Source organism: Rhodoferax sp. GW821-FHT02C08 (assembly GCF_059421805.1).
The window spans coordinates 248,706-263,742 of the sequence record NZ_JBWKVR010000006.1 but is presented as its reverse complement, the minus strand read 5'-3'; the positions used below and the strand labels follow the sequence as shown (position 1 = coordinate 263,742).

Sequence of the window (15,037 nt, the reverse complement as noted above, 5' to 3'; positions counted from 1 at the left end):
AGTACATGGTAGAAATCGAGCTCGACGGCAAAAAGGTGGAAATCGTCGAAGGCAGCATGGTTATGCATGCTGCTGAAAAGGCGGGAACCTATATTCCGCATTTTTGTTATCACAAGAAGTTAAGTATTGCGGCCAACTGCCGTATGTGCTTGGTGGATGTGGAAAAGGCTCCCAAGCCCATGCCTGCATGTGCTACGCCTGTCACACAAGGAATGATTGTTCGCACCAAGAGCGACAAGGCAATTAAGGCCCAGCAGTCCGTGATGGAGTTTTTGCTGATCAACCATCCTTTGGATTGTCCTATTTGCGATCAGGGTGGTGAATGCCAACTGCAGGATTTGGCTGTGGGTTATGGCGGCTCTTCTTCTCGTTACGAGGAAGAAAAACGGGTTGTCTTCCACAAGGATGTGGGTCCTTTGATCTCTATGGAGGAGATGAGCCGTTGCATACATTGCACGCGTTGCGTGCGCTTTGGCCAAGAGGTTGCAGGTGTGATGGAGCTTGGAATGATCCACCGGGGTGAGCACTCCGAGATCACGACAGTGCTGGGCGAGACTGTGGATTCAGAGTTGTCGGGCAATATGATCGATATTTGCCCTGTCGGTGCGTTGACCAGCAAGCCCTTCCGTTACAGCGCTCGTACCTGGGAGTTGTCACGCCGCAAATCAGTAAGCCCGCATGACTCTACGGGCGCAAATCTTGTTGTGCAAGTTAAAAACAATAAGGTTATGCGTGTTGTGCCGCTGGAAAACGAAGCGGTAAATGAATGCTGGATTGCTGATCGCGATCGTTTCTCCTATGAGGCATTGAATAGTACCGAGCGTCTTACTGCGCCTATGCTGAAGCAGGGCGGGGAGTGGAAGTCGGTAGATTGGCAAACCGCACTTGAATATGTTGCTAATGGCCTGCAGCAGATCAAGGAACAGCACGGCGCTGCATCCATTGGTGCTTTGGTGAGCCCGCACAGTACTCTTGAGGAACTGGTTCTTGCTGGTGCGTTGGTACGCGGTTTGGGTAGTGAAAATATTGACTATCGCATGCGTAATGCTGAGTTTGCTCCAAACGAAGGTGTACGTTATCTGGGCACTTCCATTGCAAGTCTGAGTCAGTTGCAACGTGTCCTGGTGGTGGGATCCAATCTGCGCAAGGATCATCCCTTATTTGCACAACGCATTCGCCAGGCGGCGCGCAAAGGTTGTGCTGTGAGTGCTATAAATTCTGAAGTTGAGTTGGCTCAGCCCGACGCGTGGGCCATGCCTTTGGCTTATTCCACGCTGGTGCCAGTTGCGCAATGGGTTCAGGTTCTGGCTGATGTTGCTGTAGCAATTGCATCGGAAAAGGGTGTTGCTCCGCCTGCAAAGGGTGAGGCAACCGCGGTTGCGATTGCAATTGCCAAGTCTCTGTTGGGGGGGGATAGAAAAGCCGTGTTGCTGGGTAATGCTGCAGCACATCACGCCAAGGCTTCCAGTATTCTTGCTTTGGCAAATTGGATTGCTGAGCAAACTGGTGCTTCTATTGGTTATCTGACGGAAGCAGCAAATACCGTGGGTGCGCAATTGGTCAATGCACTTCCTGGGCAAGGCGGATTGAACGCTCAGATCATGCTGAATGGTGCTTTGAAGGCGGTTCTGCTTTTGAATACGGAGCCAGAGTTTGATTCTGCAGCTGGTGCTAATGCAGCATCGGCTCTGGCTAAAGCTGAAATGGTGGTTACGTTAAGTCCTTTCAAGGCCAACTTAGCGTTCAGCGATGTGCTTTTGCCTATTGCGCCATTTTCTGAGACAGCAGGTACTTTTGTGAATGCCGAAGGCCGTATCCAAGGTTTTCATGCGGTGGTTCGGCCGTTGGCTGAAACTCGACCAGGATGGAAGGTTTTGCGTGTATTGGCGAACCTGTTGAAGGTTCCTGGTTTTGACTTCGAGTCATCACAGGATGTCTTGGCGACAACGGGTTTGCTTGGTGCTGCAAGTGTTTCTGTCGATATGCTGAGCAATAAAACCCAGGCAAACGTGGATCTGAGTTCTGCAAATGTAGCTACGCCGACCGTTGCAAGCCTTTACCAATTAGACGGTATTGTGCGCCGCGCTACGTCATTGCAGCTTACTGCGGATGCTCGTCGTGCATCCAGCGTGAATGAGGTGACGGCATGATCGATTCGATATTCGGTTTTGGCCAGGGGCTGGTTGCTGCGAACTGGTGGGCTGCTGGTGCATGGCCTGTTATCTGGACGCTTATCAAGATCGTTGCGGTGTTGCTGCCGTTGATGGGATGTGTGGCTTACCTTACTTTGTGGGAACGTAAGGCAATCGGCTGGACCCAAATTCGTATTGGTCCTAATCGCGTCGGTCCTCTGGGGTTACTGCAACCTATTGCAGATGCACTGAAGCTGCTCACCAAAGAAATTATTCTTCCCTCGGTAGCAAATAAGGGGCTGTTTTTCTTGGGTCCGATTATGACGATCATGCCAGCCTTGGCTGCTTGGGCGGTGGTCCCATTCGGTCCTGAAGTTGCGCTGTCCAATATCAATGCAGGTTTACTGTTTTTGATGGCAATTACATCTTTGGAGGTGTATGGCGTCATTATTGCCGGCTGGGCATCCAATTCCAAGTATGCTTTTTTAGGCGCACTACGTGCTTCTGCGCAGATGGTGAGCTATGAAATCGCTATGGGTTTCTGTTTCGTAATTGTGTTGATGGTATCTGGCAGCTTGAATATGACCGACATTGTGTTGGGGCAGGCTAAGGGTATGTTTGCAGACAAGGGCCTGACATTCCTCTCATGGAATTGGCTGCCTTTGTTACCGGTGTTTGTTGTGTATTTCATTTCCGGTTTGGCTGAGACAAATCGACATCCTTTTGACGTGGTTGAGGGAGAGTCTGAAATTGTTGCAGGCCATATGGTGGAGTACTCTGGGATGAGCTTTGCCATGTTCTTCTTGGCCGAGTACGCCAATATGTGGCTGGTTTCTATCTTGACCGTAATCATGTTTTTGGGGGGATGGCTCTCTCCGATTGACGGCGCGTTGTTCAATCTTATTCCAGGCTGGATTTGGTTGGGCATCAAGACATTTGCTGTCGTCACTATGTTTCTATGGGTACGTGCCAGCTTCCCACGGTTTCGTTATGACCAAATCATGCGCCTAGGTTGGAAGATTTTCATACCAATTACCTTGGTGTGGCTGGTTGTTGTGGGTGCGTGGATGCAAACGTCGTTAAATATCTGGAAGTAAAGAGAGTCATTCATGTCTTCTACATTGGCTTCTCCCGCCTTTTCACTGAAAGATTTCCTTTCCAGTTTTATGCTGGTGGAGCTTTTCAAAGGTTTGGCGCTTACAGGAAAGCACGCGTTCCGGCGCAAGATTACTGTGCAATTCCCAGAGGAAAAGACGCCCATATCGCCGCGCTTTCGCGGTCTGCACGCTTTGCGTCGTTACGAAAATGGTGAAGAGCGTTGTATTGCCTGCAAACTTTGCGAAGCCGTGTGTCCAGCAATGGCTATCACGATTGAGTCTGATGTGCGTGCTGATGGTTCGCGTCGTACCAGCCGCTATGACATTGATCTGACCAAATGTATTTTTTGTGGCTTTTGTGAAGAGAGCTGCCCCGTCGATTCAATCGTGGAAACCCATGTTTTTGAGTATCACGGTGAAAAGCGTGGTGATCTCTATTTCACCAAAGATATGTTGCTGGCCGTTGGTGATCGGTATGAGAAGGAAATTGCAGCTGCCCGTGCTGCAGATGCCAAATACCGTTGATATCCTCTGATCGCAATCCTTTTGATCCTATAAAACAAGAATCGATCCATGGACGTTAAGACTGGCCTTTTTTACTTTTTCTCAGCGGTGTTGTTGTTCGCTGGGTTTCGCGTCATTACATCGCGCAACCCTGTATACGCAGCGCTTTACCTCGTATTGGCGTTTTTCCAGGCTGCGGCGATTTGGATTTTGCTCAAGGCTGAGTTTCTAGCCATAGCCTTGGTACTGGTCTATGTCGGCGCCGTGATGGTGCTGTTTCTCTTTGTCGTGATGATGTTGGATATCAATATCGATTCCATGCGACAAGGCTTTTGGAAACATTTCCCATTTGCTGCCGCTATTGGCGCTTTGATCGCTTTGGAGATGGCAGCCGTGCTGATGGGTGGATTCCGTCTAACGGAGGAGGCTCGCAATTCTGCTGCCTTAGTGCCTGTAGTACCTCAGTTTTCTAATACCAAAGAGTTGGGGAAGCTGTTGTATACCGAGTACTTGTATCCCTTGGAAATAGCCGCGGTTATTTTGCTGGTGGCGATTGTGGCTGCTATTGCACTTACCTTGCGTCAGCGCAAGGATAGTAAGCATGCCAGCCCATCTGATCAGGTTCGAGTGAAGGCGCGTGATCGCGTAGAAATTATCAAGATGAAAGTGACGCAACCTGTTCAAACCGAGGCGGCGGCGGTCGTTGTTGCGAGCGTGGAGAAAAAATAATGACGTTAACGCTAGGTCACTTTTTGTCGCTGGGGGCAATCTTGTTTGCCCTGTCGGTTATTGGCATCTTTCTGAATCGAAAAAACCTTATCGTTTTGTTGATGGCAATTGAGCTAATGCTTTTGGCTGTGAATATGAACTTTGTGGCTTTCTCGTACTATCTGAATGATATGCGTGGGCAAATATTTGTGTTTTTTATCCTGACGGTGGCTGCTGCTGAATCTGCTATTGGTCTGGCTATTCTGGTGCTTCTCTTCCGTAATAAGTCCAACATCAATGTGGATGAACTCAATGCGCTCAAGGGTTAATAAGAAATGACTCAAACCCTTACCGCTTCTACTCTTCTTGCAGTTCCACTGGCCCCACTTGCAGGAGCTCTTCTGGCCGGTATTTTTGGTACCGCATTTGGTGGCAATTTAATTGGTCGGCGCGCTAGCCATAGTCTGACTATTCTGGGTGTATTCGTTGCCTTCATCTTGTCGGCTATGACGCTCAAAAGCGTTATTTTGGATGGAGCTCGTTTTAGTGAAACTCTCTACACCTGGATGGTGGTTGGTGGGTTGCGCATGGAGGTCGGATTTCTTGTCGATGGTCTGACCGCGATGATGATGTGTGTGGTGACTTTTGTGTCTCTCATGGTGCACATCTATACCATCGGGTACATGGAGGAGGATGAAGGCTATAACCGATTTTTTGCCTACATCTCGTTATTCACATTCTCCATGTTGATGTTGGTGATGAGCAATAACATGCTTCAGCTATTCTTTGGCTGGGAAGCGGTGGGCCTAGTGTCTTATTTGTTGATTGGTTTCTGGTTTAACCGGCCTACTGCCATTTTTGCCAATATGAAGGCATTTTTGGTTAACCGTGTAGGTGACTTCGGTTTCATTCTCGGCATTGGTCTGATTGCTGCCTATGCTGGTACTTTGAATTACGCAGAGGCTTTTGGGAAGGCCGATGAGTTGAGCAAGCTTGTGTTCCCTGGTACTGAGTGGATGCTGGTTACAGTAATTTGCATTTGCTTGTTCATTGGTGCCATGGGTAAGTCCGCACAGTTTCCTTTGCATGTTTGGCTGCCGGACTCTATGGAAGGCCCGACTCCTATTTCTGCATTGATTCATGCTGCGACGATGGTTACCGCTGGTATTTTCATGGTCGCTCGCATGTCTCCACTGTTTGAATTGAGCGATACCGCGCTCAATTTCATTATGGTCATCGGCGCTATTACTGCGCTGTTTATGGGGTTCCTTGGCATTATTCAGAACGACATCAAGCGCGTTGTGGCGTATTCAACGTTGTCGCAACTCGGCTATATGACTGTCGCACTGGGTGCTTCGGCCTATTCGGTTGCCGTGTTTCATTTGATGACCCATGCTTTCTTCAAGGCACTACTGTTTTTGGCTGCTGGTTCGGTCATCATGGGCGTTCACCACAACCAGGACATTCGTTGGATGGGCGGTCTGCGTCGCTACATGCCAATTACGTGGATTACTTCGTTGCTGGGCTCTTTGGCGCTGATCGGAACTCCGTTATTTTCCGGCTTTTACTCCAAAGACAGCATCATTGAAGCTGTGCAAGAGAGCCATTTGCCCGGTGCAGGTTTTGCTTCATTTGCTGTCTTGGCTGGCGTGTTTGTGACGGCGTTTTATTCCTTCCGTCTCTACTTCCTGGTCTTCCATGGCAAAGAGCGTTTCGATCAAAATCCAGACGCCCATCATGGTCACCATGATGATCATGCCGACCACCACGGTCACCATGAGGTGCATACGCCCCATGAATCTCCTTTGGTCGTGACTGTGCCCTTGGTCTTGTTGGCAATTCCCTCTGTGATTTTGGGATGGATGACGATTGATCGGATGTTGTTCGGTGATTTCTTCAAGGGGGCCATTTTTGTAGACGCGGAGCGTCACCCGGCAATGGAGGAGTTGGCCAAGGGCTTCCACGGTCCCATGGCAATGGCTATCCATGCTTTGACCTCTTTGCCTTTCATATTGGCCTTGGCCGGTGTGGTGGTTGCTTATTACATGTACATGGTCAATCCTGCCGTGCCAGCGACCATCAAGCGTGCTTGCCAGCCAATTTACACGCTGCTTGAAAACAAATATTACTTGGATTGGTTCAATGAAAACGTATTGGCTCGTGGAGCGCGTTTGTTGGGCTCATTGCTGTGGAAGGTGGGTGACCGCGTGATCATCGACGGGGCTGTGGTCAATGGTTCCTGGAAAATTGTGGGCTGGGTATCTGGCTTGGTACGTTGGGTGCAGACCGGTTTTATCTACCACTATGCCTTTGCCATGATTGCCGGTGTCTTTGTATTGATGACATATTTCGTCTGGCACGATCAGTTTATGGCTTTGGTCCGGCTCGTCAAATAAGGGAAAAGAAAAATGGGACTGTTGAGCCTAGCTATTTGGATACCTATATTCTTTGGCGTTGTACTTTTGGCCCTGGGGCGTGATGAGCATGCTCGGGCCGTGCGTTGGATTGCACTGATTGGTGCATTGCTGAGTTTTCTAGTCACATTGCCGATTTACCAAGGTTTTCAACTTGGGACGTCAGCTATGCAGTTCGTGGAAAAGGCAAGCTGGATTGAGCGCTTCAATGTTTTCTACCACCTAGGTGTGGATGGCATTTCTGTATGGTTTGTGATCTTGACCGCGTTTATCAACGTGGTTGTGGTTATCGCTGGATGGGAGGTAATTACCCGCCGCGTCAACCAGTACATGGGCGCTTTCATGATCCTGAGTGGATTGATGATCGGTGTGTTTTGTGCGCTCGACGGGATTTTGTTCTACGTATTCTTTGAAGCCACTCTGATTCCGATGTACTTGATCATCGGTATCTGGGGTGGTCCAAACAAGATATACGCAGCCTTCAAGTTCTTTCTGTACACCCTGCTAGGCTCTTTGCTGATGCTGGTTGCATTGATTTTCTTGTACGTGAAGTCAGGTGGTAGCTTTGATATCGCTACCTGGCACCAGCTGCGCTTGGATAGCCGCACGCAGACCTTGTTGTTCTTTGCTTTTCTTGCTGCATTTGCCGTCAAGGTTCCCATGTGGCCTGTACATACCTGGTTGCCGGATGTGCATGTGGAGGCACCTACCGGTGGTTCGGCCGTCTTGGCTGCGATCATGCTCAAGCTGGGCGCATACGGGTTCCTGCGTTTCTCACTTCCCATTGCGCCCGATGCGGCTCACCAATGGGCTTGGTTGTTGATCGCTTTCTCCTTGATCGCTGTGATTTACGTCGGCTTGGTTGCGATGGTGCAGCAGGACATGAAGAAGCTCGTTGCGTATTCATCCGTCGCTCACATGGGTTTCGTGACCTTGGGTTTCTTCATATTCAATGACTTGGGTATTTCGGGCGCTTTGGTTCAGATGATTGCGCATGGCTTTGTGTCGGCTGCTATGTTCTTGTCCATTGGCGTACTGTATGACCGCGTGCATTCACGTGAAATTGCAAGCTACGGCGGTGTAATCAATACCATGCCCAAGTTTGCTGCGTTTGCATTGTTGTTTGCCATGGCAAATTGTGGTTTGCCGGGCACTGCGGGCTTTGTGGGTGAGTGGATGGTTATTTTGGGTGCCATCAAGTTCAACTTCTGGATCGGTTTTGGCGCGGCGACCGCATTGATTTTTGGCGCTGCATATACCTTGTGGATGTTTAAACGGGTGTATCTCGGACCCGTGGCCAATGACGATGTCAAGGAACTTACGGATATCAATGCCCGCGAGTTTTTGATGCTGGCGCTGTTGGCAATTGCTGTTCTCGCCATGGGGATTTATCCGAAACCGTTTACCGACGTGATGGACGCTTCGGTTGCCGATTTGATCAAGCATGTTGCGATTTCCAAGTTGTAAACACCACTGAATTGAGAACGATAAGATGATTGACACAATCAGTTGGATTACGGTTTATCCAGAGATTATTTTGTTGGCGATGACCTGTGTTATTGCCTTGGTCGACCTGGGTGTGAAAAGCCCTCGTAGAACCGGGACCTATATCTTGACGATGGCCACGCTGGCCTTCGTTGCATTCCTGCAGGGTTCCTACGCCAGCGGCAATACCACGCTGTACGGCTTTGGCAATATGGTGGTCAGCGACCCTATGGGCAACTGGCTGAAATGTTTTGCAACGGTTGCGGTCATGGTGACCTTGGTATATGGCCGTCCTTATGCGGCCGATCGTGACATGCTGCGCGGTGGTGAAATGTTCACCCTCAGCTTGTTTGCGCTGTTGGGCATGTGTGTGATGATTTCGGGTAACAACTTCTTGGTCATCTACATGGGCCTGGAGCTGCTTACTTTGTCCAGTTATGCGCTAGTGGCTTTGCGCCGCGACAACGCTACTGCTAGCGAGGCCGCCATGAAGTACTTTGTGTTGGGGGCGCTGGCATCTGGCTTCTTGCTATACGGCTTGTCCATGATGTACGGCGCAACAGGAACCCTGGAGGTGGGCCAGGCATTCAAGGTGATTGCTTCCGGGCAAGTTAAGCACCAGGTGCTGGTGTTTGGTCTGGTGTTTGTGGTTGCTGGTTTGGCGTTCAAACTCGGTGTTGTGCCTTTTCATATGTGGATTCCAGACGTTTACCAAGGCGCTCCCACGGCGGTGACCTTGATGGTCGGCGGTGCTCCCAAGCTGGCTGCATTCGGCATCGTGATCCGCTTGTTGGTAGAGGGCATGCTGCCTCTGGCGATAGATTGGCAACAGATGCTGGTGGTGTTGTCTATCGGCTCCCTGCTGGTGGGTAACCTGGCTGCCGTGGCCCAAACCAATCTGAAGCGCATGTTGGCTTATTCCACCATCTCTCAAATGGGCTTTGTCTTATTGGGTCTGTTGTCTGGTGTGGTCAATGGCGACACCTTGTCTGCCGCGAATGCTTACAGCTCATCGATGTTTTATGTCGTGAGTTATGTATTGACCACCCTGGCTGGCTTCGGTGTGATCTTGCTGCTGGCTCGCGAAGGCTTTGAAAGCGAAGAAATCTCTGATTTGGCTGGCTTGAATGAGCGCAGTCCCTTGTATGCCGCCGTGATGGCCATCTGCTTGTTCTCCATGGCTGGCATCCCTCCTATGGTCGGCTTCTACGCCAAACTCTCGGTGCTGCAAGCGTTGATTGCCTCTGGCTACACCGGCTATATCGCTTTGGCAATTTTTGCCGTGATCATGTCCTTGATTGGCGCGTTCTATTATTTGCGCGTGGTGAAGGTGATGTACTTTGACGCACCCATTACCGCCAGCACGGTATCAGCCCCACTGGATGTACGTGCTGTATTGACTCTGAATGGCGCGTTGGTTCTGTTGCTGGGTTTGGTTCCTGGTGGTTTGATGGCCTTGTGCGCACGCTCCATCGTGTTGACACTGGGTACTTGAGTGGCTTGGATGCTGCCTATGCTGGCTGGATATTGAGTTGACCCAAACAGTATCTGTTTGGCTGGTTTTGTTGGCCGCCTTGTGTGCGGCCAACTTGCCTTTTGTGAGCCAACGTTTGTTTGGTTTGATATCCGTGTCCCGGGGTAAATCCTTGGGCGTTCGGTTGGGCGAGTTACTGCTCCTCTATGTGCTGGTGGGCGGTTTGGGTTTGTTTTTGGAGAACCACGCCGGACAAATCGCATCCCAAGGCTGGGAGTTTTACGCCATCACGGGAACGTTGTTTTTGACCCTCGCATTTCCAGGGTTTGTCTACCGTTATCTGCTCAAGCACAGTCGCTGAGCCACACTGCCATGATGGCTTGCTGCCTGCAGCAGGGCTTTTCTGATTCTTTCTTCGCCACCTTATCTGCTGCACCCTTATGCCATCCAACGACCAGCATTTGATCGAGCACAAGACCGATAGCGAGGAGTTGCTGCGCGGGCGCTTTTTGCATGCTTTTCGCGATACGGTTCGGCTGCCGGATGGCAGTAGCGCCACGCGTGAATATGTGAACCACCCGGGCGCCGTGATGGTGATTCCCATGCTGAACGACGGACGCTTGGTGTTGGAGCGCCAGTACCGCTATCCCTTGCAGCGGGTGATGGTGGAATTCCCGGCGGGCAAGTTGGACGCAGGCGAATCCACGTTCAACTGTGCGCAGCGCGAGCTATTGGAAGAAACTGGCTATACCGCCACAGAGTGGGCCCATGCCGGCCAGTTGCACCCTGTGATTGCTTATTCGACAGAGTTCATTGACATCTGGTTTGCGCGCGGGCTAAGCCTTGGCGAGCGCAAGCTGGACGCTGGTGAGTTTCTGGATGTTTTCACGGCGAGCTTGCCCGAGCTGTTGCAATGGTGCCGCGATGGCCAGGTTACGGACGGCAAAACGCTGACGGCTGCACTGTGGTTGCAGAACGTGGCATCGGGTGCCTGGTCTCTGGACTGGCAGACTGCCGACGCGTTGGTGGCCGTCGACTGAGTCCATATGAAAGTTCTGGATCTTCAGTGCGCGCACCGGCACAGCTTTGAAGGTTGGTTTGGCTCGGAGGACGACTTTCAGAGCCAGCTTGGCAGAGGCCTGGTGGAATGCCCCATGTGCGGTGACACCCATATCACCAAGATGTTGAGTGCGCCGCGTTTGAATCTGGGTGCGACGCAAACCCCGACAGCCAACTCGGCTGAGCCAGCAAAGGTTGCGGGCACCGATGTGGCTTTACCGGCGGCGTCTGAGCCCCAAGTGGCCTGGATGAAGCTGCTGCGCCATGTGCTGGACAACACGGAAGACGTAGGCTCCCAGTTTGCCGAAGAAGCGCGCAAGATGCACTACGGCGAGAGCGAGGCGCGCAACATCCTCGGCCAGGCCTCGCCTGAAGAAACCGAGGCATTGCTGGACGAGGGCATAGACGTATTGCCTTTGCCCATCCCTGCCGGCTTCAAAGGCCGTTTGCAGTAATACCCGTGGCAGGGGCCGTTGGCCCCCGCTCTGGCATCAGGGGTACAGGCCGCGCAGTTCGCGGGTGTGCAGAATGCGTTTGCAAGCCACGATGAAGGTGGCGGTACGCAGGCTGACCTTGTTGTCTTGCGCGACTTGCCAGACAGCAGAGAACGCTTCCTTCATGATGCGCACCAGGCGGGCGTTGATCTCGTCTTCGTCCCAGAAGAAGCTGGAGAAATCCTGCACCCATTCGAAGTAGCTCACCGTCACGCCGCCGGCGTTGGCGATCACGTCGGGCAGTACCAGGATGTTGCGTTCATGCAGGATGTCGTCCGCTTCCGGCGTGGTCGGGCCGTTGGCGCCCTCGATCACCAGTCGGGCCTGGATGCGGCCGGCGTTGGCCGCCGTAATTTGTTGCTCCAGGGCGGCCGGGATCAGGATGTCGCAGGGCACTTCCCAGAATTTGTCATTGCTGATGACTTCCGCGCCTTCAAAGCCACCCACGCTGCCTGTGGCTTGCACATGCTTGAGCAGGTTGGGTACGTCCAAGCCGGCTTCGCGGTAGATGGTGCCGCCATGGTCTTGCACGGCCACCACACGGGCGCCGGCTTCCGCAAACAGCTTGCCCGCTACGCCACCCACGTTACCAAAGCCTTGCACGGCCACGCGGGCGGTGGATACGTCCAAGCCGATATGCTTGGCGGCTTCCACGCCTACGGTGAATACGCCGCGGCCCGTGGCTTCACGGCGCCCCAGTGAACCGCCCAAGTCCACCGGCTTGCCGGTCACCACGCCAGTGGCTGTTGAGCCCTGGTTCATGGAATAGGTGTCCATCATCCAGGCCATGATCTGCTCGTTGGTGTTCACGTCCGGCGCCGGAATATCCTTGTTGGGGCCGATGATGATGCCGATCTCGCTGGTGTAGCGGCGCGTCATGCGCTCCAGCTCGCCGCGTGACAAGGTCTTGGGGTCCACGCGGATGCCGCCCTTGGCGCCGCCGTAGGGTACGTTCACGGCCGCGTTCTTGATCGACATCCAGGCTGACAGTGCCATCACTTCGGACAAGGTCACGTCCTGGTGAAAGCGCACGCCGCCCTTGCCTGGGCCGCGCGAGGTGTTGTGCTGCACGCGGTAGCCTTCGAAATGGCGCACCGTGCCGTCGTCCAGGTGGATCGGCACGTCCACCACCAGAATGCGCTTGGGGCGTTTCAGGGTTTCAACCCAGCGCGCCAGGTTGCCCAGATAGGGCTCCACCCGGTCAACCTGCTTGAGAAAGATGCCCCAGGGACCGAGGTGGTCGGCGTTCAGGTAAGAGGGCAGCGAGTGCACGGTCGGGGCCGTGGTGGACGGTACTTGCAACATGAAATTCCTTGATGGACGTTGAAGCCGCGAGCTTAGAACCGCCTTGTGCCTTTGTCTAACGCCAGGTTCTATGCATGTTATGTGTTTAATGCATAAAGAGAACAAAGCCGTTACACGGCCGGCTTGCCATCCAGCTGCAGCAGCTGTTCAGCTTGCACGCGCAGCTGGGGCAGCAGCTGGTAAATCAGCGCCAACTGGGTGTGCACGACGCGCTGGGCCGGTGGTGCGTCCTCGGGTGTGCGCTGCAGCATTTCCAACAAGATGGGCTCGGATGCGTCTGCTGGAGCCAGCGGTTGGCTGTTGGCCAGGCTGTTGGCCAGTTGCTCCAGCACGCGCTGCGCGAGGCTGGCCGCCTGCGCAGTGGGCGTGTCGCCGGTGGCTTCGGCCAGGGTTTCACGGTGCGCACCCAGGGCTGACAGATAGTTCAGCAGCGTGTGTGACAACAGCAAAAAGCGCAGTCCACTATCGCCCCGGCCCTGCAGAAAGCCGGGTTCCTGGAACAGATTCGACAGCGCGGTGGACAGCGCGGCATCGGCGTTGTGCGCGTTGCGCCGGGCCAGGCGGTAGGCTAGGTCGTCGCGCTTGCCGGTCTGGTACTGGGCCATGATTTCGCGCAGATAGGCATGGCAGGTGGTGAGCGTGCGGGCGGCCACCACGTGCATGCGCCGGCCCTGCCAATCGGGCAGGATAAGGAACACCGCCAGCCCGGCAATCAGGCTGCCCAGCAGCGTGTCCACCATGCGCGGCACGATCAGCTGGTAGCCGTCGCCGAGCTGGTTGAAGCTCAGCAGTACCAGCAGCGTCATGGCGGCCGTGGCCAGCATATAGCGCCGGGTACGCGTGCTAAAGAACACCACGCCGGCCGCCACCGCAAACATCGCTTGCAGCAGCAGGCTGGGGAACAGCCGGAACAGCGCCCAGCCCGCCACCAGGCCCAGCAGAGTGCCGCTGATGCGCTGCGCCATGCGCTTGCGGGTGGCACCAAAGCTTTGCTGGCAGACGAACACCGTGGTCAGCAGAATCCAGTAGCCCTGGCGGGCATGCACCCAGTGCAACAGGCCGTAGCCCACGGCCAGGGCAATGCTCAGGCGCAGCGCGTGGCGGAATAGTGGGGCCGAGGGCGTCAGCTGCAGGCGTATGCGGTCCACCGCTTCGCGCAGCGACTGCGGCGAGCGATCCAGCAGGCTGTCGTCCTGCGGCTCGGTGTTGTCGTCAGGCAGGCTGGCGCGGGCCAGCCGGGCCTGCAGCGTGCCCAGGTTCTTGGCCAGGGCGCGCAGGGGTGCCAGCAGGCGCTGCCAGGCGGCAGTTTGCGCCAGCTGGTGGCCTTCCAGATGCGCCAGGGAGTCTTGCAGGTCCTGCAGGGCCTGGTTGCCTGCGCTGTCTTCGCGCACGGTCTGGCGCAGCAGGATGGCACGGGCCAGGCGGTTGCAGCTATTGCCCTGCAGCGTCAGCAGGCGCTGGCAGCGGAACAGCACATCGCTGTGGAAGAAAGTGTCGGTCAGCTCGCTGTACGGCGAGTGCGATGAGCTGGCGCGCTCGTGCACCTCCTGGGCGATGAAGTACAGCCGCAGATAGTGCTGCAGTGGCCGGCTGGGCGCGGCCTCCAGGCGGTTCAGAATGCTTTCCTTGGCGGTGTTCAGCGCGTTGACCACCGTGCCATTGCGTTGCGCCAGGGCCAGGCGTTTGACCTCCTGGTTGATGCCGCGAACGGGCTCGAACAGCGAGGCCTTCAACCGCAGATAGTCGCCCAGCACGCGGTACAGCTGCGCCAGGTTCTGCTGCACCGGCTGGTGCGGAAAGCAGGCGCACCACAGTACCGACAGCAGCCCGTACCAGGCCGCGCCACCCACCAGCAGCATGGGCTCCAGCCAGAACGCGCTGGCCGAGCCACCACGTTGGTCCATGCCGATGGTGGTGTAGATCGACAGAATCAGCGTGCCATAGGCAATCGCTTGGTAGCGCGGGCTGATGGCGCCCAGCATGGTCAGGCAGAAGGTGGCCAGCACCAGCGCGCAGGGGAACAGCCAGGGGTGTGGAAACAGGTACTGTACGGTAAAGGCCGCCAGCGTGAAGCACAGCAGGGTGACCAGCAGGGCGTGCAGGCGGCCGCGCCAGTTGTCGTCAGTCTCGGCCAGGGCCGAGGCGATGGTGCCCAGAAAGATAGGCATCACCAGCGCCATCTCGTCCAGTTCCCAACCCACAGCCATGGTGGTGCTCAGCGCGATGAAGATGCGCAGGCTGTAGGGGAAGGTGTCCAGCGCCCAGAGGCGGCGCAAGAACTGGGGCAGCGGGAAGAAGGGCATAGGGCTTTACACGGGTTGCTATCTAAAAAATAGCTGCTGGCGCAGATAAATACTGCGCTGGA

General features: G+C 54.4%; 13 protein-coding genes. 11 read left to right on the top strand and 2 right to left on the bottom strand.

The annotated features are described in order from the left end of the window. The first annotated feature begins 5 nt into the window (after positions 1 to 5). The 11 genes from nuoG to AC07VY_RS10125 all read left to right on the top strand — a co-directional run bounded on the left by nuoG (position 6) and on the right by AC07VY_RS10125 (position 11,328). The gene (gene nuoG / locus AC07VY_RS10175) at positions 6 to 2,150 is read left to right on the top strand and encodes an NADH-quinone oxidoreductase subunit NuoG (RefSeq protein WP_495097322.1); all 2,145 of its coding nucleotides are present in this window, start codon (positions 6 to 8) and stop codon (positions 2,148 to 2,150) included. After that, positions 2,147 to 3,229 carry an NADH-quinone oxidoreductase subunit NuoH gene (gene nuoH / locus AC07VY_RS10170; protein ID WP_495097321.1) on the top strand — a complete coding sequence of 361 codons (1,083 nt, stop codon included), beginning with the start codon at positions 2,147 to 2,149 and terminating at the stop codon, positions 3,227 to 3,229. The genes nuoG and nuoH overlap by 4 nt, the downstream gene beginning before the upstream one ends. A gap of 12 nt (positions 3,230 to 3,241) precedes the next feature. After that, positions 3,242 to 3,754 (top strand): NADH-quinone oxidoreductase subunit NuoI, encoded by a 513-nt coding sequence (nuoI, locus tag AC07VY_RS10165; RefSeq protein ID WP_495097320.1) that lies wholly within the window; start codon positions 3,242 to 3,244, stop codon positions 3,752 to 3,754. Between the two features lie 48 nt (positions 3,755 to 3,802). Beyond that, positions 3,803 to 4,462, top strand: coding sequence for an NADH-quinone oxidoreductase subunit J (locus tag AC07VY_RS10160; RefSeq protein ID WP_495097319.1), 660 nt, complete (start codon positions 3,803 to 3,805; stop codon positions 4,460 to 4,462). Beyond that, positions 4,462 to 4,770, top strand: a complete 309-nt coding sequence (nuoK, locus tag AC07VY_RS10155) for an NADH-quinone oxidoreductase subunit NuoK (RefSeq protein WP_490590185.1) — start codon at positions 4,462 to 4,464, stop codon at positions 4,768 to 4,770. Before AC07VY_RS10160 ends, nuoK begins: the two co-directional genes overlap by 1 nt. Positions 4,771 to 4,776: 6 nt before the next feature. Then, positions 4,777 to 6,837 (top strand): NADH-quinone oxidoreductase subunit L, encoded by a 2,061-nt coding sequence (gene nuoL, locus AC07VY_RS10150; RefSeq protein WP_495097318.1) that lies wholly within the window; start codon positions 4,777 to 4,779, stop codon positions 6,835 to 6,837. 12 nt (positions 6,838 to 6,849) lie between these two features. Beyond that, entirely contained in the window at positions 6,850 to 8,322 is a 1,473-nt protein-coding gene (locus tag AC07VY_RS10145; RefSeq protein WP_495097317.1) for an NADH-quinone oxidoreductase subunit M, read from the top strand. Positions 8,323 to 8,347: 25 nt separating this feature from the next. Next, on the top strand, positions 8,348 to 9,835 hold the full coding sequence (gene nuoN, locus AC07VY_RS10140; protein ID WP_495097316.1) for an NADH-quinone oxidoreductase subunit NuoN: 1,488 nt from the start codon (positions 8,348 to 8,350) through the stop codon (positions 9,833 to 9,835). A 37-nt stretch (positions 9,836 to 9,872) separates the two neighbouring features. Beyond that, a complete protein-coding gene (locus AC07VY_RS10135; protein WP_495097315.1) occupies positions 9,873 to 10,175 on the top strand; it encodes a DUF2818 family protein in 303 nt (100 codons plus the stop codon). A gap of 79 nt (positions 10,176 to 10,254) precedes the next feature. Further along, positions 10,255 to 10,854 carry an NUDIX domain-containing protein gene (locus tag AC07VY_RS10130; protein WP_495097314.1) on the top strand — a complete coding sequence of 200 codons (600 nt, stop codon included), beginning with the start codon at positions 10,255 to 10,257 and terminating at the stop codon, positions 10,852 to 10,854. A gap of 6 nt (positions 10,855 to 10,860) precedes the next feature. Continuing rightward, positions 10,861 to 11,328 carry a DUF1178 family protein gene (locus AC07VY_RS10125; RefSeq protein WP_495097313.1) on the top strand — a complete coding sequence of 156 codons (468 nt, stop codon included), beginning with the start codon at positions 10,861 to 10,863 and terminating at the stop codon, positions 11,326 to 11,328. A 36-nt stretch (positions 11,329 to 11,364) separates the two neighbouring features. Here the strand turns inward: AC07VY_RS10125 and AC07VY_RS10120 are convergent, their stop codons facing one another. Together AC07VY_RS10120 and yccS are read right to left on the bottom strand one after the other, a co-directional pair. After that, positions 11,365 to 12,672 (bottom strand): Glu/Leu/Phe/Val family dehydrogenase, encoded by a 1,308-nt coding sequence (locus tag AC07VY_RS10120; RefSeq protein WP_495097312.1) that lies wholly within the window; start codon positions 12,670 to 12,672, stop codon positions 11,365 to 11,367. 110 nt (positions 12,673 to 12,782) lie between these two features. Continuing rightward, complete coding sequence (gene yccS, locus AC07VY_RS10115; RefSeq protein WP_495097311.1) at positions 12,783 to 14,975, bottom strand: YccS family putative transporter; 2,193 nt, start codon at positions 14,973 to 14,975, stop codon at positions 12,783 to 12,785. Positions 14,976 to 15,037 lie beyond the last annotated feature (62 nt).